We start from the raw sequence: 22,765 nt of genomic DNA on the forward strand, positions 1-22,765 counted from the left end.
AGCCCAGCCCAAGGTGCACCGCCGATGAACCTCGCGACCCTGGTTTTATTCCTGCCTGCCTGTTTCGCCCTGAACATGGCGCCTGGCCCCAACAACCTGCTGTCGGTGAAGAACGCCACCACCTATGGCTTTCGGGTTTCGTGCCTGGCCGGGGTAGGGCGCTTGCTGGCCTTCATGCTGATGATCGGCCTGGCCTCGGTGGGGCTGGCGGCGGTGCTGCAGGCCTCGGAGCTGCTGTTTCACGGGATCAAGATTCTTGGCGCGGGCTACCTGCTGTACCTGGCGTATCAGCTATGGACGGCCGATACCCGCACCGTGGTCGATGGGGAGCGAGCCGCAGCCGGGCTCCAGGGCCTGGCCCGGCAGGAGTTTTTGATCGCTATCGGCAATCCCAAGGCCATCCTGATCTTCACCGCATTCCTGCCGCAGTTCGTCGATCCCGCCGCGCCGGTAACGGGGCAGTTCCTGATGCTGGGAGGCTTGTTCCTGGCACTGGAGTGCGTGGCGATCATGGCCTATGCCGGCATGGGCCTGCACATGCGCCGCTGGTTCGGCCAACCCGCCGGACGCCGCGTGTTCAACCGTGGTTGCGCGCTCTTGCTGTCGGGCGCGGCCTCGCTCCTGCTACTGGCACGGCGGGCCTGATCGACGACATTGACCTATTCATCCTCGTCAGGAATCTGCTGGACAACGCCATTCGCTTTACTCCCCCAGGCGGGCGCATCGACTTGGCGGTGCAAGCAGGGCTGGAGGGCGTGACCCTCCAGATCAAGGACTCCGGCCCTGGCATCAGCGTCGAGGAGCAAGCATTGGTATTCGAACCGTTCTACCGCAGCCTGGGTATGGGGGAGGTGGGCTCCGGGCTGGGATTGTCGATTGTCAGTGCAATCGCCGAGCGCTCTGGCGCCACTGTCGAGTTGGGTTTTGCGGATGAAGCCACGCGCCGCGGGCTGCGCGTGGCGGTGCGCTTGAAGCCAGCGGCGCCATCGCCTTGACTCAACGGGCCGGGCTGCCCGCATCGGGCGAGCGGCCCCCCTTCCTGGCGAGGAAGAGGGGCGAGGGCTTCAAGTAATGATGAAGTAGGGGTCCCAGGAGCAATAGCCGAGGGTACCGTTGTCCGGACCAACGAGCATGAACGACCAGTTGTACCTGAGGTTGTTGCATTTGTTGACGGCTTGCGCGCTCCAGTAGTAGGTCGTGACCTTTTGTGGGATTGGCTGATCGTGGTAGCTGGCTGGTGGATTGTGGTTGTTGATGACCGGCATTGGGGTATCTGACAAGACGCTGGCATCGATGTTTTTGAGGTAGACCGTTGTATCTACTTTGGGATTGGGGGCCGTCTGTTCGTAGTCGTACAGGACTGCTGCGTAAATCATGTCCTTGCTCAGGGTCGTGGTGCGCCAGTACACATTGTCGCCCTGTTTCATCGTCACCGAGAGTTCGTCGCTGCCTTCGCTGTTGCTGCCGGGGCTGACGTTGCTGCGGGCGGTGTACATGCAGATCACTTGGCTGGAGACGTTGGTCTGCGTACCTGGCAATAAATAGTTGTACAGCGGGGTCGGCTTACTGGGGTCCATGCTCAGTTGTGTCGGAAGAATGCCCTGTTTGCTGTAGTCGAGGATGGTGGCGACATCGATGAGGATCATGATGTCGATGGTATTTTCGTTTCCGCTCATTTTTCCAGCTCCCTGCTGTCAGGCATGGCTAATCAATGTTCATCGCGCGACCACTGAGCATCGCGAGCCAGTGCCGAGGATTCGGAGGGTGGGCTGGATGCACTTCCATGACGTCGCGAGTGGAATCTAGATCGCCGGCCTCCAGAGTCAAATCGGCCGGCTAGAAAAACGGCGGCGCTGGACGAGTGGTTGCTCTCAGGAGAATCCTTAATGTTCCTATTAATAGGATTGATAGGTAATATTTGGTGTCCTTCTCCGGAGTCAGGAACCATGTTCAAAGCCTTCTATTCGGTCGATGAAGCCGCCGCGCGCCTGCAACTGCACCCCAAGACCGTGTTGCGTTTCATCCGCGAAGGGCGCCTGCCGGCGACCCGGGTCGGGCGCGCCTACCGTATCGCCCATGCGCGCCTGCAGGTCCTGGCCGGCGAACCGGAGCAGGCACCGGCTCGGGCCGGGCAGGCCAAGGTCACCAGCGTGGTGGACATTCCCGGTGCCAGCATCGAGTTGCAGCAGTACCTGGCGCGTGGCCTGCAGGCAGCCCTGGCGGCCCCGGGGCAGGATGTGGTGCACCTGCAGACCCTGCTCGATCCCACTCAGGACCAGCTCAAGGTGGTGCTGGTGGCTCCCCCGGGCACCGCCGCCGCGCTGCTTGGCCTACTGGACCGACTACTGCAGAACTTCGCGCCGTGAGCGGGGTGTACAAGTCGCCAGCAGGCGCCGCCGCGATCCTGGCGCAGTACAGAGAGACCCTTGGGCTGTGGCCGGTGGCTCATTCCCAGGGTTGGATCGACACTGACCTGGGCGACACCTTCGTCATCCGCTCTGGTCCCGAAGACGCGCCGCCCGTGCTGCTGTTGCACGGTTCGCAGAGCAACAGCGCCAGTTGGATGCGCCAGGTCGAGTGTTGGGCGCGGGCTTTTCGCCTCTACGCCGTGGACCTGCCGGGGGAAGCCGGCTTGAGCGCTGCCGTTCGCCCAGCCTTGGACGGCGACGCCCACGCCCGTTGGCTGGAACAGGTGCTGGATGGATTGGGGCTGGCGCGGGCAAGCCTGGTCGGTGTGTCCCTGGGGGGCTGGGCGGCCCTGGATTTTGCCCTGCGCCGACCCAGGCGGGTCGCGGCCCTGGCTTTGCTCGGGCCTTCCGGAATCGGCCGGCAGAAAGCCTTTTTGTTGCGGGCCGCGCCCTGGCTGTTGCTGGGACGCTGGGGCCGGCGTCGGGTGCGGGATATGGTGTTGGGCCCGTTGCCCCGCCAGTTGCCGCCGGCGGAGCAGGCCCTGGTGCGGCTGATCGAGGTGATCGACCGGCATTTTCTGCCGCGCCTGGCGCGCATTCCACGTTTCAGCGATGCCCAGTTGCAAGGCCTGGCGATACCGTTGCTGGTGATACTCGGCGGGCGCGATGTGTTGCTGGATAGCCTCGACAGCCAGCGCCGCCTGCAACGTTGCGTGCCACGGGCGCAGGTCCGCTTGCTGGTCGACAAGCCGCACTATGTGGGCGACCAGAGCCTGCCAGTGCTGGCCTTTCTAAACGCCGCCCTGGAGGACTCCAATGGAGCGCTTTGAGCGGCGGACACTGGCCGGGCAAGAGGTGTTGCTGGCAGCCGAGGCAGGGCCGTTGCTGGATAGCGAAGCCGCGGCGCTGCAACTGATCGGTGCGGCCTGGGAGCTGGGCGGGCGCTGGATCGTCTGGCCCGTCGAGCGCTTGCCCCAGGCCTTCTTCGATCTGCAAAGCCGACTGGCCGGCAGTCTGGTGCAGAAGCTGTTGAACTACGGCCTGAGGTTCGCCGTGCTGGGCGATATCCAACCCTGGCTGGCGCGTAGTCGGGCGCTGCGCGACCTGGTGTATGAGACCGATCGTGGTGGCGATTGGTGCTTCGTCCACGATCTGGCGGCCCTGGAACGGCGTTTGCGGGGCGAGCCGGTCCAGCGCCACTAGCCATTGGCATCGTTGGCCAGTACGACGCTGCCAACCAACATCGCGCCGGGTCGGCGGTTTATCATGGGCTGTCGTCGACCCCGAGCCCGGGTCGGCGGCCTTTCCCTCTCGCCCAGCCCGGAGGCGCCCGCCATGCCCGATTCCTCTGTCATGCCCATCCCCGAATTTCCCGTGTGCCACGCCCGTGGCGGCACCTCCACCGGGCTGATCCTGGCCCGGGAAGACTTGCCCGAGGACGAGGCCCTGGTGGAGGAGCTGCTGCGCCACCTGATGGGCGTACCCCTGGCTGGCGAGTGGCCGGGCAATAACCAGATCACCGGCCTGGGCCGGGGTGGCCCCACCAGCAACAAGGTGTTCATCGTCGAGCGTCGCCCCGGCCAGACGCGGATGATCAGCACCCTGGCGCAGTTGGCGGCGGGCAAGAGCGCCATCGACTGGAGCGTCAACTGCGGCAACATGTCGGCGGCCCTGCCGTTGTACGCCTGGCAGCGGGGCTGGCTGTCGCCGGAAGTCGATGACGGGCAGATCGAGATCTACAACAGCAACACCCAGACCACCCTGCGCGCGCGCTTGGGCTTCCACGCCGGCCGCTTGCTCAGCGACACGCGGATCCCCGGGGTCAATGGCCAGTTCCCCGGGGTCGACCTGTTCCTCGATGACCCGGTAGGCGCCAAGACCGGGGCGCTGTTTCCCACCGGGCAGCGGATCGACCTGCTCCACGGTATCCCGGCCACCTGCATCGATGTGGCGGTGCCCATGGTCATTGTGCGGGCTGCGGACCTGGGCAAGACCGGCCAGGAAACCCCGGCACAGCTGGACGCCGACCCGCTGTTCAAGGAGCGCCTGTTGGGGCTGATGGTCGAGGGCGGCCTGCGCATGGGCTTGCGCCGGCGCGACGGTGGCTTGCTGACGGCCGAGGAACTGCGGCGCAGCGAAACCATTCCCAAGATCTGCATCGTCAGCCCGGCCCGCGAAGGCGGTGATATCGCCACCCGCTACTTCACCCCGCAGAACGCCCATCCGTCCCTGGCGGTATCCGGCGGCTGTTGCCTGGCGGCGGCCTGCCTGGCCGAGGGCACCGTGGCCCAGCAACTGCTGGCCCAGCCCCGGCAATTGAGCGCGACCCGAAGCGAGTATCCGCTGGCCATCGAAAACCCTGCCGGCATCCTCGAGACCCTGATCAGCGCCCGCGTGCATGGCGGCGAGCTGTCGATCGATGGCGCTGCCTACCGGCGCAGCGCGCAGATCCTGCTGCAAGGCCATACCCCGCTGTACAACGCCTCCCCGGAACTGCTCCAGGCGCTTCAGTAGTGGGTTACACGGTCGATCGCTGAAGGCCCTGCGGGCCTTGTCGCAGCTTCGCGGCAGGTTTGGTGTAGCCGCTGCCGCAGGCTGCGCACGGGCGCGTAGCGGCCGTCAGGATTCGGGCAGGAAGGGTGGCACCCGTTGTTGCAGCAGCTGGATCAGTTGCGGGTCCATGAACTCGTAGTCATCGGGAATGTTCAGGCACACCACCTGTTGCTTGTGCAGGTGCTGCTTGAAGCGCTTGCGCAGTTTTTCCCGGTGCCGGGTTTCCATCACCAGGATCAGCCCGGCCCATTGCACCAGCTCCGGGCCCAGGGGCACCTGGGCATCGTGGTTGAGCCCGGCGGACGCAGTGACGATCCCCGGCCAATCGGCGAACACCTGTTCGGCGGTGGGGCTGCGCAGCTTGTTCTGGCTGCAAACGAACAACACATTGAGCATTCTGCCGGGTTCCCTGGCTGATGGTGCCGCCGTGATGGCGGGCGAGGGCCGAGAGTTTTCGCGGCTTCGGCCCGCTTGTCCAGCGCTGGTGCGCTCGGTCAGGCCGATTTGCCGGCAGGCTGCGGCCCCGGGCAAACTATCGCGTCTTTCCAGCCGGGACCTGTCGCTTTCATGTCCGCATCCTTGTTCACTTCCCCGCACCTGGGCCTGGCCCTGCGCCGCTGGCGCCTGCTGCACCGGGTCAAGCAACAGCACGCCGCCGAGCTGTTCGGGGTGGCGCAGTCGAGCATTTCCCGCTGGGAAAACGGCCAGCAAGCCATGGAACCCAGCGAGCGCGCCAAGCTGGAGCAACTGCTGGCGGCCAACCTCAGCGCCGCCGCCGACCAGGCCCTGGCCCGGTTGGTGAACGACAGCCCGCGGGCGGTGCACCTGGTCTGCGACCTGACCCACCGCCTGCTGGCCTGCTCGCCTACCCGTGCCGGGGAGTTCGGCGTGCCCTTGAGCGAGTTGCTGGGGCAATCCTTGTGGGGCTTTTGCACCGAGGAAATCGTGCGCAAGGAGAGGGCCCTCGACGATCTTGGCTGGCGCGAAGTGCTAGCGCCCCCGGCGCTGGAGTTCTTCAGCGGGCACAACGATTCGGCCATCGTGCCCATCGCGGCCAGCCAGTGCCGCTGGACCCGCCTGAACCTGTCCGACGGCAACGCGGTGCGGCTGGTGGAAACCCTCTGACTCCAGCCTGCTCCGGCGCCACGGATATTTTATCCGTGGCCTGTCGAATCCGGGCCGGCTAGGCTGGGCTGTCATTTCATCCAGGTTTAGCCATGAACGATCAACTCCTCGGTGGTCGCCTCGAATTCCTGCGCCAGGCGGAGCGCCTCAAGGACGTACTGCGCAGTGCCCACACCTCCAGCGGTCGCCAGGAAAGCACCGCCGAGCACAGCTGGCGCCTGTGCCTGATGGCCTTGCTGCTGGAAGACCAGCTGGGCGAGCTGGACCTTTTGCAAGTGCTCAAGCTGTGCATCGTCCACGACCTGGGCGAAGCCCTTCATGGCGACATCCCGGCGGTGCAGCAGGCGGCCCACCCGGACAAGGGCCAGCAGGAACGCGAAGACCTGCAGACCCTCGCCAGTTGCCTCGATGCCCCGGCCCGCCAGCGCCTGCTGGCCCTGTGGGACGAATACGAGAATGCCAGCTCGGCCGAGGCCCAGGCGGTCAAGGCCCTGGATAAGCTGGAGACCCTGGTGCAGCACAACCAGGGGCGTAACCCGGCGGATTTCGATTACCGCTTCAACCTCGACTACGGCCGCCGCTACACTAGCGCCACGCCGCTGTTCCGAGCCCTGCGCGAGCAGATCGACCACGACACGCGGCGCCACATCGACGCGGCCGGCTGAGCGCCGGCCCCTTGCAGAGAGTATCCGCAGCCCATGAACCCGATCCTGCGCGCCGAACGTCCCGGCGATATCCCGGCCATCGAACAGCTGACCCGCGAAGCCTTTCGCGATGCGCCTCACTCCAGCCATACCGAGCAGTACATCGTCAACGCGCTGCGCAGTGCCGGCGCGCTGACCCTGTCCCTGGTGGCCGAGGAGGGCGATGCACTGCTCGGCCATGGATCGATCTCCCCGGTGGTCTTCAGCGGTGGCGAGCCCGGCTGGTTTGGCCTGGCGCCGGTCTCGGTAGTGCCGGAGCGCCAGGGCCAGGGGATCGGCTCACGCTTGATCCGCCAGTTGCTGGCGCAGTTGCAGGAGCAGGGCGCCGCCGGCTGCGTGGTGCTGGGCGACCCGGCCTACTACGCACGTTTCGGCTTCAAGGCCGGGCAAGGACCGGTATTGCCCGGGGTGCCCCCTGAGTACTTCCAGGCGCTGGCTTTTCAGGGCCGCTGCCCGGAGGGTGAAGTGCGCTTTCATCCGGGTTTCGAGGCCCAGGGCTAGGGGCGTGGGGTTCAGAACAGCTCCTGCAAGGTGCGCTCCACGGCCGGGTTCGAGGCGGGCGCGGTACTCTCCAGCGTCGGTGCATTCTCGCTCTTGAACAGCTCCATGGCCGTGTGCGCGGCGTCCGCGGGCGCGGCCGTGCCATCTTCCAGGTGGATGCGCCGGGTGATGATGCCCGGTGGTTCGGGCTGCGAGTAGGGGGCCTTGCCCGCCAGGGCCTGGCCCATGTAATCCATCCAGATCGGCAGGGCGATGGTCACCCCCCATTCCCGGCGGCCCAGGCTTTGCGGCTGGTCGAAGCCGGCCCAGACACTGGTCACGTAGTCGCCGTTGTAGCCGGTGAACCAGGAGTCTTTGGCGTCGTTGGTGGTGCCGGTCTTGCCGGCGATGTCCGGTCGCCCCATGGCGGCGGCAGCGCGCCCGGTGCCGCGCTTGATCACGTCCTGGAGCATGCTGGTCAGCAGGTAGGTGGTGCGGCCGTCCACCACCTGTTCGGCCACGGCGGCTGGCGCCGGATTGCGCAGGCTGGGGGCGCAGCTCGGGTTGGCGGCGAAGAGTAGCTGGCCGTTGCGGTCCTCGATGCGCTCGATGAGGTAGGGCGTGACCCGGTAGCCGCCGTTGGCAAACACGCTCCAGGCCGCGACCACCTCCATGGGCGTCACCGAGGCCGTGCCCAGGGCCAGGGACAGGTTGCGCGGCAGATCGTCGGCGGCGAACCCGAAGCGCCGGATGTAGTCGAGGGTCGGGTCGATGCCCATGGCCTGCACCAGGCGGATCGCGACCATGTTCCGCGAGCGATACAGCGCCTCGCGCAAGCGGATCGGGCCGAGGAAGGTGCGGTTCTCGTTGCGTGGGCGCCAGGCCGGGCCGGCGTAGTCGGGGCCCAGGACGATGGGCGCGTCGTTGACGATGCTCGCCGGGGTAAAACCGTTGTCCAGCGCTGCGGCGTAGATGAAGGGCTTGAAGCTCGAACCCGGCTGGCGCTTGGCTTGCAGCACCCGGTTGAAGTGGCTCTGCTGGAAGTCGAAGCCGCCCACCAGCGCGCGGATCGCGCCATCTTCCGCTGCCACCGACACCAGCGCACCCTGGGCCTTGGGCACTTGGCTGAAGGCCAGTCGCTGTGCATCTTGCTGTTCGACGCGGATCACATCGCCCACCTTGATCAGGTCGGCCGGTCGCGCCGGGGCGCGGCCCAGTGCGTTGTGGCTGATGAAGGGCCGGGCCCAGGCCATGGTCGACCAGGGCACGGCGTGTTCCCGGCCACTGCCATCGACGATCACCAGGCTCTGGTCCAGGACCTGGGTCACCGCCACGGCCTTCAGGCCGCCCAGGGGCGGGTAGGCTTGCAGCGCTTGTGGCCAGTCCGGCCGCGGCGTGCCACGCAGTTGGGCTTCGGGGCCGCGATAGCCGTGGCGCCGGTCATACACCTTCAAGCCCTTTTGCAGTGCGCTGTTGGCCGCCTCCTGCAATGGCGCGGTGACCGTCGTCACCACCTGCAGCCCACGGGTGTAGGCCTGTTCGCCGAAACGCTCGACCATCTGCGCCCGGGCCATCTCTGCCACGTAGGGCGCATCCACCTCGGGTTCCGGCGCGTGGTAGCGGGCCGTGAGCGGCTCGGCCAGGGCTGCCTGGTAGCGGGCGGCATCGATGCTGCCCAGCTCGTGCATGCGCCCCAGGATCCAGTCCCGGCGCTGCTTGGCCCGGGCCGGGTTGTTGATCGGGTTGAAGCGTGACGGCGCCTTGGGCAGGCCGGCGATCATCGCCGTCTGGGCCAGGGTCAGTTGCGCCACCGGCTTGCCGTAGTAGACCTGCGCGGCAGCGGCGATGCCGTAGGCGCGCTTGCCCAGGTAGATCTTGTTGACGTACAGGTTGAAGATCTCGTCCTTGGACAGGCTGCGTTCGATCTGCAAGGCCAGCAGGATCTCGGTCAGCTTGCGCGAGAAGGTCCGCTCCTGGCTGAGGAAGAAGTTCTTCGCCACCTGCATGGTGATGGTGCTGCCCCCGGAACGCACATGCCCGCTCCTGGCCAGCTCCAGGGCCGCGCGTAGCAGCCCCGAGGGATCGACGCCGGCGTGCTGGCGGAAGTTGCCATCCTCGGCGGCCATGAAGGCCGCGAGGAAGTCATCGGGAATATCGGCGTTGGCGATGGGAATCCGGCGGATCTCGCCGAATTCGGCGATCAGCTTGCCCTCGTGGCTGAGGATCTGCAGCGGCTCTTGCATCTGCACGTCCTTGAGCGTCGCCACATCGGGCAGTTGCGGTTGCAGGTACAGGTAGGTGCCGCTGGCGCCGAGCACCAGCAGGCTGGCGATGGCCAGGGCACACCAGCCCAGGTTCTTCAGTAGTCGCATCAAAGGTTCCTCGACTGCGGTTGGCGATGGGCCCGGCATGGGCCTCAAAGGGTTGCGCTGGCGGCGCGCCGTGGTTCGCCGAGCACCGCCTGCTCCCCGGCGGCCGGCACGGCGTACTCGGCCTTGAGCCGACCGCTGTCATCCAAGAGCCAGGCGTCCATCACCTGGCGCACCACCGGGCCTGCCACCCGGGCGCCGGCCTCGCCGTTCTCGATCATCACGGCGACCACGATGGCCGGGCGCTGGGCCGGGGCGAAACCGACGAACAAGGCGTTGTCGCGGTGGCGTTCATGGGTCTTGGCGCGGTTGTAGCGTTCGCCCTGCTTGATCGCCACCACCTGGGCGGTGCCGCTCTTGCCGGCGATCCGGTACTGCGCGCCACGGGCCGCCCGGCGCCCGACCCCGCGCGGGTGATGCATGACCATCTGCATGCCCTGGGTGACCTGGTCCCAGGTCTGCGGGTCCTTGAGGCGGATGTCCGGCAGCGGCTGCGGGTCGGCCAGGGCCTGGCCGCCGACCGACAGCGCCAGGTGCGGCCGGTGCCAGATCCCTCGACTGGCGATCAGGCTGGTGGCCTGGGCCAGTTGCAGCGGGGTGACCTGCATGTAGCCCTGGCCGATCCCCAGGATCAGGGTCTCCCCGGGGTACCAGTCCTGGCGGCGGGTCGCGCGTTTCCACTCCGGGGATGGCATCAGCCCCGGCGACTCCTCGAACATGTCGATGGACACCCGCTGTCCCAGGCCGAACTCGCTGAGGTAGTCGTGCAGCCGGCGGATGCCCAGCTTGTGCGCCAGGTCGTAGAAGTAGGTGTCATTGGACCGCATGATCGCGTCGTACATGTCCACCCAGCCATCGCCACCGCGATTCCAGTTGCGGTACTTGTGCCGGTAGTTGGGCAGTTCGTAGTAGCCGCGATCGAACACCCGCTGGCTCGGGGTGGTCACGCCGCTGTCGAGCCCGGCGACCACCACCATGGGCTTGATGGTCGAGCCGGGCGGGTAGAGCCCGCGCAGCACCCGGTTGAACAGCGGCATGTCGGCGGAGTCGCGCAGGGCGGCATAGGCCCCGGCACCGATGCCCTTGACGAAGGGGTTGGGGTCGAAGCTCGGGCGGCTGACCATGGCCAGCACCTGGCCGGTGTCCGGGTCCAGGGCCACCACCGCGCCCCGGCGTTCGCCAAGGGCCGCTTCGGCGGCGCCCTGCAAGCGCACGTCCAGGCTCAGCACGACGTCCTGGCCGGGCACCGGCGGCTGGCGGCGCAGTACCCGCATGACCCGGCCCTGGGCGTTGGTCTCCACCTCTTCGTAACCCATGCGGCCATGCAGCGCCTCTTCATAGAAACGCTCGATGCCGGTCTTGCCGATCAACTGGCTGCGCAGGTACTTGGCCGGGTCGAGACGCGAGTATTCCTGTTCGTTGATCCGCCCGACATAACCCACCGAGTGGGCGAAATGTTCCCCCAAGGGATAGACCCGTGAGAACTGCGCCTGAACGTCCAGCCCCGGTAGGTGGAACTGGTTCACCGCGATCAGGGCGATCTGCCGCTCGCTCAGGTCCGGCAGCAGCATCAGCGGCTCGAAGGCCCGCCCACGGCGTTGCAACAGCTTGGCAATTCGCGCCTGTTGCCCGGCGTCCAGGCCGAGGATCCGGCTCAGGCGGGCGATCACCGTCGCCACGTCGCCGGCCCGCTCGCGGGTGAGGAACAGGTTGAAGGTCGGCACGTTGCCCGCCAGCAGCACCTTGTTGCGGTCATACACCAGGCCCCGGGGCGGCGGGATCGGGCGCAGGTGGATACGGTTCTTCTCGGACACCGCCACTTGATAGTCGTGTTGCGTCACCTGCAGGACGTACAGCCGGCCCACCAGCGCGCAGGTCAGGACGATCACCAGCACGGCGCTGGCGATGATGCGGCGGTTGACGATCCGCTGGTTGTCGGCCTGATCGTGGAAGGGGGTGTGCTCTGGCATCGAAGACTCTTGGGGCTGGGCAGTGACCGGCCAGGCGGATGGCCGGCCAGCGTGGGGAACATTGGCGGTGGTCGCCGGGGGCAACCACGATCGTGGGTTGGAGCGCGGCGGGCCGTGGCGGTGGACGGATGCGCACGAGCATGGGCATGGACATGGGCTGGCCTCAGCCCGGGTCCGGGGCGACCGGGTTCAGGCGCAGGGTCTCGGCCATGATCCGGCTGAACAAAGGCGCCGCTACCAGGCCGCCGAAGAAACCGTGCTGGCGCGGGTTGTCCACCACCACCACGATCACGTAGCGCGGCGCGGCAGCCGGGGCGAAACCGGCGAATACCGCCCGGTAGGAGCTCGCCAGGTAGCCCTGGACTCCGGCGCCGGTCTTGCGCGCCGTGCCGCTCTTGCCGCCCACCTGGTAACCCGCGACCCGCGCCCGGTAGATACCCCGCGGCCCCTCGACCACCTGCACCAGCATGTCCCGCACGCGGTTGGCCACCTGCGGCGCCATGGCCTGCACGCCCTTGGGCGGCGCCGATAGCCGCAGCAGCGATAAGGGCAGGCGGACGCCACCGTTGACCAGGGTGGCGTAGGCCCTGGCCAGTTGCACCGCGCTGACCGAGAGGCCGTAGCCGTAGGCGAGGGTGGCGGTTTCGCTCGGGCGCCAGGTTGGCCGGTTGGGCAGCACGCCGAGCCGTTCGCCGGGAAATTCAAGGCCCGTTGCCTGGCCCAGGCCCGCCCGTTGCAGCAGGTCATGGATGCGTGGCGCGCCGATGTCGAAGGCCACCTCGCTGATCGCCACGTTGCTCGAACGCACCAGGATTCCGGTCAGGTCCAGGGTCTGGCCGGCGGTCCTGGAGGCATCGCGGATGGTGTAGCGGCCGACCTTCAGGGTGCCGGTGTCGACGTGCACGCTGTCGCCGGGTTTCCAGCGCCCGCTTTCCAGGGCCGCTGCTACCGAGAATGGCTTGATGGTCGAGGCCGGCTCGAACACGTCCACCACGGCGCGGTTGCGCATCATTGCCGGGCTCAGTTGCGCGCGGTTGTTGGGGTTGTAGCTGGGCTGGTTGGCCAGGGCGAGGATTTCTCCGGTCTTGACGTCGAGGATCACCACGCTGCCGGCGTCGGCGCCGTTGTCCTCGATGCCTTGGTGCAGCTCGCGATGGGCGATGTACTGCAAGCGCAGGTCCAGGGACAGCGCCAGGGGCTGGCCGGGCCGAGCCGGACGGGACACGCCCAGGTCCTGGATCAACTGCCCACGCCGATCCTTCAGCACCCGTTGCAAGCCATCGTGCCCGCGCAGCAGTGGGTCATAGGCAAGCTCGATGCCCTCGCTGCCGCGGTTGTCGATATCGGTGAAACCCACCGCATGGGCCGCCGTCGCCCCGGCTGGGTAGAAGCGCCGCGACTCTTGCACGGCGCGCACACCGTCGATCTTGAGCGCTTGCACCTGTTGCAACATGCGCTCGGCGACTTGCGGTGCCAGGCGTCGATGCAGGTAGAGAAACGCCTTGTGGCGATTGCCCAGCAGCAAGGCCTCCAGGCGGACTGGCGGGATTTCCAGGGCCTGGGCCAGGGCCGGCCAATGCGCGCGTTGTTCGAGCAACTGCCGAGGGTTGGCCCACAAGGTGGTGACCGGGGTGCTCACCGACAGCGGCTGGCCGTTGCGGTCGGTGATCAGCCCCCGGTACGCGGGCAGGCCGATGTGCCGCAGGCTGCGGGCGTCGCCCTGCTTGATCAGGAAGGCCTTGTCGGTCACTTGCAGCTGGATGATCCGCGCGCAGATCGCCAGGGCCATGCCGGCGACGATGGCCACGGCCAGGCTGAAGCGCCAGGGCTGGCGGGTGGTTGATGCTGGAGTCATGGGGCAGTGCTTTGCAGGCCCGCGGCGGGCAGTCGATGGCTTGAATAGGTCGTACACGGCGGGTCCAGCCGTGGCGTCATTCGGTTAACCAGGCAGGGCTGGGGATGTGCAGTAACTTGAGGATTCGGGCATTGAGGCTGCCGGTCAGCGGCAACTCGCAGTCCATCTGGAACAGGAAGATCGCCTGGGCGGTCTGTTCACCCGCCACGCCATCGACCAGGCCCTGGTAGTAGTCCCGTGCGGCCAGTGCCCGTTGCAACTGGCTGATGACCTGCTGGCCGGATGCCGAGCCTGGGGCCTCCTGCATGCAGTGTGGCTCGGGCGCTGAGCAGGGGGCGGCGGTATCCGTTCCCGCTTCCTGGCTCGTCAGCGTTGCCGCGAACGCCCCGGCAGGCACCGCCAGCAGCAGGGCCAAGGCCGCCAGGGCTGCGCCGTGCTTGGCATGCTGTTTCATGTCTAGTCCCCTGGTATCCGCCGTGCCTTTCCTGGTGCCCATCGGGCCCGGGTTGCACCGGCTGCGGATATTCCTGTGTCGCTTGAAAAGCCTTACCGCTCAATCGCTTAGTGGGCGATAAAAGGTTATGGGGGGACATTTTAAGAAGGCTAGAATATAGAGCAATGCGCTATATGGGCTATCTGATATGAATCCAGTTGATATCGAGGCGGTGGACCTCAACCTGCTCCGGGTGTTCGTTGCCTTGATCGAGGAGGGCGGGGCCAGTCGGGCCGCCATTCGCCTTGGGGTCACCCAGCCGGCGGTCAGCGCCGCCCTCGGGCGCCTGCGGGACATCTACGGCGACCCGCTGTTCGAGCGCACCGGCCGTGGCCTGCGCCCGACCACCCGGGCCAATGAGCTGGCGCCGCTGATCGGCGAGGCCATCGACCGTTGCCGCCTGGCCCTGAGCCTGTCGGTGGGCGGCCGGGAGACCCGTGGCCGGACCATCACCATCGGCCTTTCCGACGACAGCGAGATCGCCCTCGGGCAACAGATCCTGGCGGCGGTGGAGCAGCGCCTGCCCGGGCTGCGGATCATCTTCCGCCAGACCCACAGCGGCGTGGTGCAGGACATGCTCATGGGCCACAAGGTCGATATCGCTATCAGCGCCGGCGGCTTCTCATCCCAACTGGTGACCCGCACCCGCCTGGGCCGGGGCAACTACCTGTGTATCGCCGATGCCCACAACTCGATCCCCCAGAGCGCCGCAGACTACGCGGGGCGCCCGCACCTGCTGGTGTCCTCGGCCGGCTACGTGGGCATCGTCGACGAGGGGCTGAACGCCGCCGGCTACAAGCGCACGGTCAAGGTCTCGACCTCGCACTTTGCCGCCGTGCCGTTCCTGCTGGTGGGCTCCAGCCTGATCACTACCGTGCCGACCCACGCCGCCCGGGCGATGGCGCGGATCACCTCGTTGCAAACCTTTCCCTGTCCCGTGCCGATGCCGTCCTACGAGCTGGAGATCGGCATGCGCGTGGGCAGCAAGCACGATGAAGCGATGCAGGTGGTCAAGGCGCTGATCCTGGATTGCATCAAGGAGCATTTCTTTTTGCAGTGAGGAGGCCTGGCGACAGGCCCATCGGCAGCGCGCCGGCTCGGGCCAGAGCATCGCCGCGGATCGCACCGTTCGTGGCTGAAATGGCCGCCTTCATCGGTGAGTAATTGCATGGATTTGACCACCCATTTGCATTGCAATTGAGCAATCGTTTGCGTTCGACTTGACCAGCACACGCCGAAGTGACGACCGACAGAGAACGACCCGCTTTCGTCATTCAGAATTGGCTAATTGGCAAAAGCCAGACATTCGCACCCGTCTATGAAATCAGAGGCGATTCACTTCGAGGCGGCGGAGTGACGAAAAAGGTCGGCTCTCCAGCGTTTTTCCTTCAGCGTTCGTATGCGCCCTCCAGTCATGACAGAGGGCGCAAATGAGTTGTTGCTCTTTTGAGGGTCAGCTTGCAGACGTCTGCTTTAACCAATCCAGAATTATCTTGGTTGTATCTTTTGGCTTCTCTTCCTGAATCCAGTGGCCTGTGTCCAGACTGACAACATCAACGTTTGGCACAAAGTCACTCAGATTGGGGGACTTGGGTATCGTATCGCGGTCCCCGTAGATCATTAGGGCGGGGTGAGGAACAATCGGGTCTACGTCCGCCAAGAGATGCCAGTTGCGGTCTAGATTTCGATACCAGTTGATACTGCTCGTGAAGCCAGAGACCTCGAACGCGGCGTCGAGGACAGACAGCTCGGCATCTGTCATGAGCGGCTCTCCGGTATCAGCCTCAGCCTCAGCCAAGTTGATCATTGCCATTCCTAGGTCGGGTGCTTGTGTTTGTTCATTCTTGCGATACAGATTTCGAAGGAACTGTTGCCTGTTTCGATCCAGGATCGCATCCGCCACTCCAGGGTTCCGGTTGAAATGCACCATGTAGTTATCAGGCCCCATGATGTTTTCGATCAGCTCCACCCACGGGATATCACCCCGTTCCTGATAGGGAAGTGCGAGCGCGATGAGCTTGCTCACTCGGTTTGGATGCAGTAACGCCGTACCCCAGACAACATTAGCGCCCCAATCATGGCCGACAAAGACGGCATCGTCGTATCCGAAGTGATCAAGCAGCGCGATAAGGTCGCCAGTCAAATGTGCGAGGTCATATGCGGTCACGTCAGTCGGCCGTGCAGAATTGCCATACCCACGCTGGTTCGGCACGATGACGTGATAGCCCGCGGTTGCAAGTGCTGGCAATTGATACCGCCAGCAAAAGGCATGCGCCGGCCAGCCGTGACAAAGCACGATCGGGTTTCCAAAGTTTTCTTTTCCGGCTTCAAAAACCTCCAATTCAACGCCGTTTACCGATATCAAAGTGGGCTGGGGAAAGCCGTTGGAGTTAAACATTCATCTTCCTTTTGGGTTTGGATGGGCAATCAGGCAGTGGTGCAGCACTGAATGCCGGTAGGTCCGAGGGTTCGAGCCAGACATTCAGCTGGCGTCGACACTCGTAAACTACGAGGTAAAGGTGTCAAAATCTGAAACCTTTGATTATTGATCCAAAGAAAATGAATGTTCGCCTTCGACAAGAAGCCATCATACGCAGTCTCCGTCGCAACGGATCATCAACCATTGCCGAGCTCGCAGGACAGGTAGGGGCATCCCGCAGCACGCTGCTACGTGACATTAATGCGTTGCGAGAACAGGGTTTTGTCATTCGCTCTGAACCAGGTCGCGGCGGCGGGCTGCAGCTTGACCCTCGTTCAGTCCAGACCGCGCCACGTCTTTCAGTGATCGAGGTTTTTGCGCTTTTGATCAGCGTGGCATCTATGCGCGCGGCGGGAAATCTACCATTTTCAAGCATTGCAGATACCGGGCTTGCAAAGATTGAAAAGGCACTGCCGTCAGACAAAATTCGGGATTTGCGGCATTTTTTGGACTGCCTGTACATTGGCGAACTTGCCCCGCAGGTAGACAGATCCAGTATCGGAACAATGGACCCTGCCTTGCTTCCGGAATTCGAGGCAGCGTTTCTTCAGCACCGGCATCTGCGGTTCAATTACCGCGATGCGAAAGGTGAAAGCAGCACACGTGTAGTTGAGCCGCAAGCGATGTTGATTCTGCCGCCACTCTGGTATCTGGTGGCCTGGGATCCTGCACGTGAAGATTTCCGGCATTTCCGCATGGACCGGATCAGAAAACCGCACTGTATCGAGGGAACGACGTTTCGAAAACGAAACGTCGTTTTCGATAATGGTGTCCGGCCTCTGGATCATTCACAGCACTAGTGTTTCTGAATATGAGGCAACATCTAACCGCTATATCCGCACCTACTAAAGCAGCGGACGTTAGCCGCAGTGCCGGAAATCAGCAATTTGGACTCTTCAGTGTCACTCACCGCGCACTGTACGAACGGCAGCAAGGCCATTTACGTAAGTCCACACTCTTTGCAAACGACCCCTCTATAACCCCAATGGCGGCCGCTGGCGTGGCTGCTAAAAGATGGTAAAGGGGACTCACATTGTAATTGCTTTCAAGGTCCGCTTTTGGCCGATTTCTGCCTGTCGCCACCGCCACAACGCGCAGCTCTCAGTCGATCATGGTGACTAAGCGCGCTTGTCAGACCGAATGCAAACGCCTGGTCAAGTGCAATTCAATCGAGCGGTCAGTACCGATGCAATCAGGTGGTCAAGTGGAGTGCAGTTTCGCAATCGGCAACCGGACATTGGTCCAGGCCCTGATCAAGGCGCTGCGCCACCAGCACGCCAAGGGCGCCTGGCTGGCGACCTACTGCACCAGCAACTTCCTGCTGGCCGAGGCCGGCCTGCTCGATAGCCGATACGCCACCCCCCCTGGGCCCAGACCGGTGATTTTGCCCGGCGTTACTTGCGGTTACGCTTGCTCCTCATCGAGCAGGAAGGCCTGTTTTGCGCCGGGGCCGTTACGTCCTACCTGAACTTGGCGATCCGCCTGGTGGAAAACTCGCGGCGCGCCTCTGGTCAGCGCCACCGCCAAGCCCTTGCTGTTCGAGACCAACCGTATCGGCTAGGCGCCCTAAGCCAACTTGCTGGGCGAGCACGGCCACAGCGACAAGCTGGTGGCCCAAGCCCAGCACCGCATGGAAGCGACCCTGGCCCTGGGCTTTCGCCTGCCGGAACCGGACTAGCTCAGCATGGAGCAGACCTGCCAGCAGGTGGGCTACAACGATCTCAGCACCTTTCGCAGCCTGTTCAAGCGCAAGACCGGCCTGTCGCTGGGCGATTACCAGAAGCGTTTCAGGCAGGTGCCAGTACTGGGTGGAGGGTGACGAGCCGCTGATGGCAGCTTCGTTCCAGAGCTTCTATTGGAGTGCCCAGGGTTGGCGGTCAAGCGGTTCGGTTTCTGGCCTGCTTATAGCTTCCAGTGCTCCTCGACCAAATAGAGAGGTTTGTCGGCCATCAGTAGCTTGATGGCATCTATGTGTGCTGTGTAGTCCGCCTCGGAGAACTTGGTCCATCGTGGATTGCGCTTTTGCGCGGAGTTGAAGGCTAAGCGTGCCTTGCCCAGTGTTGAACGGTTGTTCCATAAGTAACTGCGCAGTCCCTTGAAGAGTTCGTAATCCAGAGGAGGATGGATCAGGGCAACTCTTGGATGTTGATGGTGGCCGCCGCAGACCAGCATGGTTTTCAAATAGATGTTGACTAGTTTATGGGCATGGCCGAAGGAGAATTTGGTTACTCCCAAACGTGTTGCCTCGGTCTCGATCTTCTTCATGAAATTCATTTGCCATTTGTCGACGTCCTGTTCGATATGTTCTGGTCCGGTTACTTGGGCTAGCCCACTGCTCTCTATGAGATTAAAAGCCAAGACGTTGCCTCCACCGCTCAGGCCGCGACCGTATGCGGAGGCTGCGCACCACTTGGCATAGAGGTGTTTGTGTTTCTCTATGGAGTATTCGTCCGTAGCTGAGCTCACGTGGTTTTTCCCGTTAACATTTGAACTGTCCCTTGTTCGGTGGTCTTTGTAATTCACCTACTTTGAGGCTTCAGCTCTTGGTGATGGCTGCCATCTGCAGTCGGGAGCTTTCGACCTCAGGCGAGTGCTATAGCGCTCTGAAATTCTTATATGTACAACGTTGATCGAACCGGCCAGTTCGCCAGCTTACGTGTAGGGTGTCACCCGCTTCGCCAAGCTGTTGCGATTGACCTCGATCTCATCCCGGACAGCCTTGCCGCGATAGACCATGGAGGTTTCATGGCGCACGAAGTCTCCCTCGCGTTGGGCGCTCAGCCAATTGAATGAGCCTACACATAGCAATTCCTGATCAGCCATCAATAGTTTGCTGTGTACCTTTTTCACCACGCGCACCTGAATGGCCTGAGCCTTGAGTTCGGCTAGTACTGACTGGAACTGCTGCACTTTCTTGGGATCTCCGCCGGGATTCGAGGGAGTGGGCTCGGTATTGAGTAGCAGGTCAGTGTAGACCTCCACCTGTACTCCACGCTGTACCGTATCGCGCATGTGCGCCAAAGCACCGGTGCTGTGCAGACAACGCAGCCGGACCCAGGGCGTAACGATCTGCACCTGCTGGCGTGCTGTCCGTAATGTTTGTGCCAGGAATGCGTCGTGTTCTACCCATTCATGTAGATGACTCAGGCCAGTACCAAGATCCTCTCTGGGCTGGTAGGCGAACTGCAACTCATTGGTTGGGTTTGCCAACAGGAACTGAGCTAGCAATCCACGTGGCTTTCCAGGTGGCACCTGGCTGAACAGGTCCATGTCGCCAAACACCAGAAAACTGTCTTTGGCTCGGGAAACCGCCACATTGAGCATGCTCTCCCGACGATCGATGAAGCCACCGTCGTCGTGTTTGGAATACACCGCCGAAAAAATCACCACTGGCCGTTCGGCACCCTGGAACGAATGCACCGTGCCCACGGTGATTTCACTTGCGCCCTTGCCTGCGCGGATACCAAGGGCTGCGCAGGCTTGCGCGACGGTGGCCGCTTGAGCACTGAAAGGCGTGATCACCCCGACGATCTCGCACAACTCCTTGTTGCCGTAACGTTGCCTGAGCTGGGCTTCATTGGCCTGAATCCAGGCGGCGATGGTTTGTGCCTCGAGCAGGTTCTCGCGACTGCCCTGATTGTCCTGTCGGCAGAGACCGTCGATATGCAAGTAGCCGAGTCCGGGTAGTCCGCCGGCAGGTTTCTGCCCCCGACGCGGCTGCAGCTTGCCCTTGTAGCAAAGGGCGTTGCAGAAGGCGATGATCGAGTCGTAGCAACGGCGGTGCTCATACAGGTACATGCCGCGCGCAAGCTCAGGGTCGTAGTGGTAGCGGCTGGCACTTTGGGCTACAGCCATGACACTGCCGCTGGCCGCGCTGTGGCCGCCGTTGCAGAAAGCCGCATAGCCGTGTTTTACCTGGCTTCGCTCCACCAGTCCGGCGCTGGCCAGGTTACCGATATCCACGCTGGTCGGGATCGACCATATTGGCTCGATCTGCTGGGTATCACCGATTACCAATGCCTGCCTGGCGAGGGCAAACGATGGGGCGGCCACTTCGGGCAGGACCTGGCCAGCTTCATCGACGATCAACAGATCGATGAAATCAACCAGGTAATCATCGACGAAGTTGCCATTCTCGTGACGTTTGCACAGTAGTTCGGCCGGCAAGCGGAAGAAGGTCGCGACTACGCAGGGTGTTAGCTTCATCCAGCGCCGCCAGTTGCCGGCAATGGTCTTCGCGCCGTTCTTGCCTCTTCGCTTGAGGATCGTCGGAAGGTCTTCGGCAAGCTCCATTAGCCAGCGACCCTCCCAGTAGTGGGTGGTCAGGAGGAAAATTTCGAAACGCACAGAGGTGTCGGCCCAGACATCGCATTCGGCAAGAGTGACCTGCGCTGCCGGCTTTTCACTGGCTTGCGCCAGTACAGCGATCTTCAACCGCCATGTCGCCAGTTCGCGTTGCTCTGTGGCCAGCAATTGTTGGCCGAGGCGTAGACGTGTTTCACGTTCGGCAAGGGTGGCAAGCGCAACGGCCTCGGCAGACGTCAGGTAGTTTTCGATCTCAGCGATACTTGTAGCGCCTTGGAGTAACGGGTCGGTCTCGGCCAATTGAAGCTTGGCCAGGCGCAACCGCTTGGCGGCCACCGGTCCGATCCAGTTGAACAAGGTATAGAACAGCGATTCGTGGGCTAGGTAATGCCGAAAGTTTTTCAAGCGCTGTTGTGCGGCACAGAGCTGCTGACGCTGCTCATCGCAGGAGAGTTCGCGTTGCGCAATCGTAGCTTGGGGAGTGGGTCCAAGCTCCATCATAACGGCCTCCCGCGCGGCAACCAGAGCGGGCCAGGCCTGTTCGATACCGAGCAGTTGCTGGTGGCGAACCTGGATCTGTTCACGCAACCGTTCGACCACATCGCGCACACCAGGCTCTTGGGCGTCGGGAAAGGCCTCGATAGCCTTTGCCAGGTATTGGGCTTGGGCCTGTTCGAGATACGCCGGTGATTCCAGGCCGGTGAGAAAGGCCTGGGTCTGATAGGCGTTCGACATATCCTTTTCGGCTGAAGCCTTGGGGAAATACGCACCGAAGCTCTTGATCTCTGGCAGCCAGCGCCCGGCGAGCGGGCCGCAGCCGTGAGCGAAGTCCTTGCCGAAGGCGGCGATGATATTGGTGACGGCTTGGTTGTTAGTGGAGCTGGTGACGATTACTGGCGGATCGCCACCGGCCAGCGCTGCTCGAGCCCACAAGGAAGCTACCACTGACAGCACCAAGGTGGTCTTGCCCGTACCGGGAGGGCCATTGACGGCTAATACATCGCCTGCCTCGCCAACCAGCAAATGGGTCAAGGCGTCCCGCTGGGCCGAAGCCAGGGCGTATTCATCGCCAGCGTGGGCAAGACGTACGGCAAAGCCACTGTGTGGTGCCAGGCAGGGTTCGGTGAGAGAAGGAGTGTGTTGGGCAAAGCGCTCGAACAGCTGTGCCTTGGGTTTTTGGTGGCGCAGGTAGTCGTAGAGACGCACGATGTTTTGGCTGAAACCGCTCGGCTTGTCCTCTTTGGATAACAAGCCGTGGTTGGCATGCATCAGGCTGTCTTGGTTATGTTTCCAGCCATTGCTGACGGTCCGAAGCATTTTCCAGCAAAAGTGCAGGTAGGTTCGCCACTGGGCGTGATGTTCCTCCTCATCCTGCGTCTGCTCTGCAGCCAATGGTTCGAAGCAGGGCACCTCCTCGGTGGACAGGAATGCATCCAGGTCTGCCTGGGTACCAATGGTGAAATTGTCTTGGTCCAGTGGTTCGAGAATGTCGCGGGGAAGGAGTACTCGGGAGGTCGGGTATAAGCGGCCGTCCCTGGTAACCAGTACATCACAGACCAATGGTGTGACCACTGCCGGCATGTCCTTGCGAGCCTTGCCGTGTTCCAGGCGCTGGTAGTACACCAGTGGGCGCAGGGTGACCTTGATCGTGGCAGCCGTTTGCGGCTCACCCATGAACAGCATTTCGGCGAGCTCGACTGGCAGGCGTCCGCTCGACACGTTGCAGTTTGGAACCTCGATGAGTTTTTCGGCTTGGCTGGCGTCCAGTGCGCCGTTGCCGTTCTCTGCGTCGGCCAGAGAGTTTCGCCAGTAGGTGGCGAGTTTCAGTGCGTGTTCGTTCATCGTCCTGATTCAATACAGACCGGCACTTACTGTAGCGGTCGAGGAAAATGTTGTGGTGTATGGCCAAGATCGGCAAGTACCTAGCGTTTCACTAAAACTCTCAATTGCTGAGGCCTTTAGCGTAAAGGCATATTGGCATCATCGCCCCTTGATGGACAATCACTTGCATGATGCTGATGGTT

The 22,765-nt window shown here is 63.4% G+C and carries 21 protein-coding genes; 12 read left to right on the forward strand and 9 right to left on the reverse strand.

The genetic code is table 11. The annotated features are described in order from the left end of the window. Positions 1-24 precede the first annotated feature (24 nt). Both C4K39_RS13235 and C4K39_RS13240 read left to right on the forward strand, forming a co-directional pair. Entirely contained in the window at positions 25-645 is a 621-nt protein-coding gene (locus tag C4K39_RS13235; protein ID WP_124346628.1) for a LysE family translocator, read from the forward strand. Beyond that, positions 588-995: an ATP-binding protein gene (locus tag C4K39_RS13240; protein WP_367613713.1), complete on the forward strand. Its 408-nt coding sequence runs from the start codon at positions 588-590 to the stop codon at positions 993-995. The genes C4K39_RS13235 and C4K39_RS13240 overlap by 58 nt, the downstream gene beginning before the upstream one ends. A 69-nt stretch (positions 996-1,064) precedes the next feature. Here the strand turns inward: C4K39_RS13240 and C4K39_RS13245 are convergent, their stop codons facing one another. Then, positions 1,065-1,676: an AidA/PixA family protein gene (locus C4K39_RS13245; protein WP_068583852.1), complete on the reverse strand. Its 612-nt coding sequence runs from the start codon at positions 1,674-1,676 to the stop codon at positions 1,065-1,067. Between the two features lie 270 nt (positions 1,677-1,946). Between C4K39_RS13245 and C4K39_RS13250 the strand changes: the two genes are divergently transcribed. From C4K39_RS13250 to C4K39_RS13260, 4 genes are all read left to right on the forward strand, one after another. Next, positions 1,947-2,366 carry a helix-turn-helix domain-containing protein gene (locus C4K39_RS13250; RefSeq protein ID WP_124346629.1) on the forward strand — a complete coding sequence of 140 codons (420 nt, stop codon included), beginning with the start codon at positions 1,947-1,949 and terminating at the stop codon, positions 2,364-2,366. Then, positions 2,363-3,238 carry an alpha/beta fold hydrolase gene (locus C4K39_RS13255; RefSeq protein ID WP_217884177.1) on the forward strand — a complete coding sequence of 292 codons (876 nt, stop codon included), beginning with the start codon at positions 2,363-2,365 and terminating at the stop codon, positions 3,236-3,238. Before C4K39_RS13250 ends, C4K39_RS13255 begins: the two co-directional genes overlap by 4 nt. Beyond that, the gene (locus C4K39_RS31710) at positions 3,225-3,611 is read left to right on the forward strand and encodes a DUF4180 domain-containing protein (RefSeq protein WP_068583860.1); all 387 of its coding nucleotides are present in this window, start codon (positions 3,225-3,227) and stop codon (positions 3,609-3,611) included. Before C4K39_RS13255 ends, C4K39_RS31710 begins: the two co-directional genes overlap by 14 nt. Positions 3,612-3,743: 132 nt before the next feature. Next, entirely contained in the window at positions 3,744-4,922 is a 1,179-nt protein-coding gene (locus tag C4K39_RS13260) for a PrpF domain-containing protein (RefSeq protein ID WP_124346630.1), read from the forward strand. 105 nt (positions 4,923-5,027) lie between these two features. Here C4K39_RS13260 and C4K39_RS13265 read toward each other — a convergent pair whose 3' ends face one another. Further along, on the reverse strand, positions 5,028-5,357 hold the full coding sequence (locus C4K39_RS13265) for a low molecular weight protein tyrosine phosphatase family protein (RefSeq protein ID WP_022639876.1): 330 nt from the start codon (positions 5,355-5,357) through the stop codon (positions 5,028-5,030). Positions 5,358-5,528: 171 nt separating this feature from the next. Between C4K39_RS13265 and C4K39_RS13270 the strand changes: the two genes are divergently transcribed. From C4K39_RS13270 to C4K39_RS13280, 3 genes are all read left to right on the forward strand, one after another. After that, positions 5,529-6,086 (forward strand): helix-turn-helix domain-containing protein, encoded by a 558-nt coding sequence (locus tag C4K39_RS13270; protein ID WP_022639877.1) that lies wholly within the window; start codon positions 5,529-5,531, stop codon positions 6,084-6,086. 92 nt (positions 6,087-6,178) lie between these two features. Further along, positions 6,179-6,751 (forward strand): HD domain-containing protein, encoded by a 573-nt coding sequence (locus C4K39_RS13275; RefSeq protein ID WP_124346631.1) that lies wholly within the window; start codon positions 6,179-6,181, stop codon positions 6,749-6,751. A gap of 33 nt (positions 6,752-6,784) precedes the next feature. Further along, positions 6,785-7,291, forward strand: a complete 507-nt coding sequence (locus C4K39_RS13280; protein WP_068583868.1) for a GNAT family N-acetyltransferase — start codon at positions 6,785-6,787, stop codon at positions 7,289-7,291. A gap of 11 nt (positions 7,292-7,302) precedes the next feature. Here C4K39_RS13280 and C4K39_RS13285 read toward each other — a convergent pair whose 3' ends face one another. The 4 genes from C4K39_RS13285 to C4K39_RS13300 form a co-directional block, all read right to left on the reverse strand. Beyond that, complete coding sequence (locus tag C4K39_RS13285) at positions 7,303-9,645, reverse strand: penicillin-binding protein 1A (protein WP_124346632.1); 2,343 nt, start codon at positions 9,643-9,645, stop codon at positions 7,303-7,305. A 41-nt stretch (positions 9,646-9,686) separates the two neighbouring features. Next, positions 9,687-11,609 (reverse strand): penicillin-binding protein 2, encoded by a 1,923-nt coding sequence (mrdA, locus tag C4K39_RS13290; protein ID WP_124346633.1) that lies wholly within the window; start codon positions 11,607-11,609, stop codon positions 9,687-9,689. A gap of 163 nt (positions 11,610-11,772) precedes the next feature. Further along, positions 11,773-13,464: a peptidoglycan D,D-transpeptidase FtsI family protein gene (locus tag C4K39_RS13295; protein WP_124346634.1), complete on the reverse strand. Its 1,692-nt coding sequence runs from the start codon at positions 13,462-13,464 to the stop codon at positions 11,773-11,775. A 76-nt stretch (positions 13,465-13,540) separates the two neighbouring features. Then, a complete protein-coding gene (locus tag C4K39_RS13300) occupies positions 13,541-13,918 on the reverse strand; it encodes a peptidoglycan-binding domain-containing protein (RefSeq protein ID WP_164487281.1) in 378 nt (125 codons plus the stop codon). 187 nt (positions 13,919-14,105) lie between these two features. Here C4K39_RS13300 and C4K39_RS13305 point away from each other — a divergent pair, with 187 nt between their 5' ends. After that, positions 14,106-15,017, forward strand: coding sequence for a LysR family transcriptional regulator (locus tag C4K39_RS13305; RefSeq protein ID WP_022639884.1), 912 nt, complete (start codon positions 14,106-14,108; stop codon positions 15,015-15,017). Positions 15,018-15,410: 393 nt separating this feature from the next. On the opposite strand, the gene C4K39_RS13310 is transcribed toward C4K39_RS13305, so the two are convergent. Beyond that, positions 15,411-16,355: an alpha/beta fold hydrolase gene (locus C4K39_RS13310; RefSeq protein ID WP_068583881.1), complete on the reverse strand. Its 945-nt coding sequence runs from the start codon at positions 16,353-16,355 to the stop codon at positions 15,411-15,413. 161 nt (positions 16,356-16,516) lie between these two features. Here C4K39_RS13310 and C4K39_RS13315 point away from each other — a divergent pair, with 161 nt between their 5' ends. Both C4K39_RS13315 and C4K39_RS13320 read left to right on the forward strand, forming a co-directional pair. Further along, positions 16,517-17,236: a helix-turn-helix transcriptional regulator gene (locus tag C4K39_RS13315; RefSeq protein WP_083235944.1), complete on the forward strand. Its 720-nt coding sequence runs from the start codon at positions 16,517-16,519 to the stop codon at positions 17,234-17,236. 884 nt (positions 17,237-18,120) lie between these two features. Beyond that, complete coding sequence (locus C4K39_RS13320; protein WP_083235946.1) at positions 18,121-18,255, forward strand: AraC family transcriptional regulator; 135 nt, start codon at positions 18,121-18,123, stop codon at positions 18,253-18,255. An 83-nt stretch (positions 18,256-18,338) separates the two neighbouring features. Here the strand turns inward: C4K39_RS13320 and C4K39_RS13325 are convergent, their stop codons facing one another. Then, positions 18,339-18,902 carry a hypothetical protein gene (locus tag C4K39_RS13325; RefSeq protein ID WP_068583887.1) on the reverse strand — a complete coding sequence of 188 codons (564 nt, stop codon included), beginning with the start codon at positions 18,900-18,902 and terminating at the stop codon, positions 18,339-18,341. Positions 18,903-19,088: 186 nt separating this feature from the next. Beyond that, positions 19,089-22,583 carry an AAA domain-containing protein gene (locus C4K39_RS13330; protein ID WP_124346636.1) on the reverse strand — a complete coding sequence of 1,165 codons (3,495 nt, stop codon included), beginning with the start codon at positions 22,581-22,583 and terminating at the stop codon, positions 19,089-19,091. Between the last annotated feature and the right edge of the window lie 182 nt (positions 22,584-22,765).

This window comes from Pseudomonas sessilinigenes, assembly GCF_003850565.1.
Lineage (GTDB): Bacteria > Pseudomonadota > Gammaproteobacteria > Pseudomonadales > Pseudomonadaceae > Aquipseudomonas > Aquipseudomonas sessilinigenes.

Bases quoted from the DNA above. Each gene is read 5' to 3' on its own strand.
- C4K39_RS13235 (WP_124346628.1), top strand. From the start codon at position 25: ATGAACCTCGCGACCCTGGTTTTATTCCTGCCTGCCTGTTTCGCCCTG.
- C4K39_RS13245 (WP_068583852.1), bottom strand. From the start codon at position 1,676: ATGAGCGGAAACGAAAATACCATCGACATCATGATCCTCATCGATGTC.
- C4K39_RS13250 (WP_124346629.1), top strand. From the start codon at position 1,947: ATGTTCAAAGCCTTCTATTCGGTCGATGAAGCCGCCGCGCGCCTGCAA.
- C4K39_RS31710 (WP_068583860.1), top strand. From the start codon at position 3,225: ATGGAGCGCTTTGAGCGGCGGACACTGGCCGGGCAAGAGGTGTTGCTG.
- C4K39_RS13260 (WP_124346630.1), top strand. From the start codon at position 3,744: ATGCCCGATTCCTCTGTCATGCCCATCCCCGAATTTCCCGTGTGCCAC.
- C4K39_RS13265 (WP_022639876.1), bottom strand. From the start codon at position 5,357: ATGCTCAATGTGTTGTTCGTTTGCAGCCAGAACAAGCTGCGCAGCCCC.
- C4K39_RS13270 (WP_022639877.1), top strand. From the start codon at position 5,529: ATGTCCGCATCCTTGTTCACTTCCCCGCACCTGGGCCTGGCCCTGCGC.
- C4K39_RS13275 (WP_124346631.1), top strand. From the start codon at position 6,179: ATGAACGATCAACTCCTCGGTGGTCGCCTCGAATTCCTGCGCCAGGCG.
- C4K39_RS13280 (WP_068583868.1), top strand. From the start codon at position 6,785: ATGAACCCGATCCTGCGCGCCGAACGTCCCGGCGATATCCCGGCCATC.
- mrdA (WP_124346633.1), bottom strand. From the start codon at position 11,609: ATGCCAGAGCACACCCCCTTCCACGATCAGGCCGACAACCAGCGGATC.
- C4K39_RS13295 (WP_124346634.1), bottom strand. From the start codon at position 13,464: ATGACTCCAGCATCAACCACCCGCCAGCCCTGGCGCTTCAGCCTGGCC.
- C4K39_RS13300 (WP_164487281.1), bottom strand. From the start codon at position 13,918: ATGAAACAGCATGCCAAGCACGGCGCAGCCCTGGCGGCCTTGGCCCTG.
- C4K39_RS13305 (WP_022639884.1), top strand. From the start codon at position 14,106: ATGAATCCAGTTGATATCGAGGCGGTGGACCTCAACCTGCTCCGGGTG.
- C4K39_RS13310 (WP_068583881.1), bottom strand. From the start codon at position 16,355: ATGTTTAACTCCAACGGCTTTCCCCAGCCCACTTTGATATCGGTAAAC.
- C4K39_RS13315 (WP_083235944.1), top strand. From the start codon at position 16,517: ATGAATGTTCGCCTTCGACAAGAAGCCATCATACGCAGTCTCCGTCGC.
- C4K39_RS13320 (WP_083235946.1), top strand. From the start codon at position 18,121: ATGGAGCAGACCTGCCAGCAGGTGGGCTACAACGATCTCAGCACCTTT.
- C4K39_RS13330 (WP_124346636.1), bottom strand. From the start codon at position 22,583: ATGAACGAACACGCACTGAAACTCGCCACCTACTGGCGAAACTCTCTG.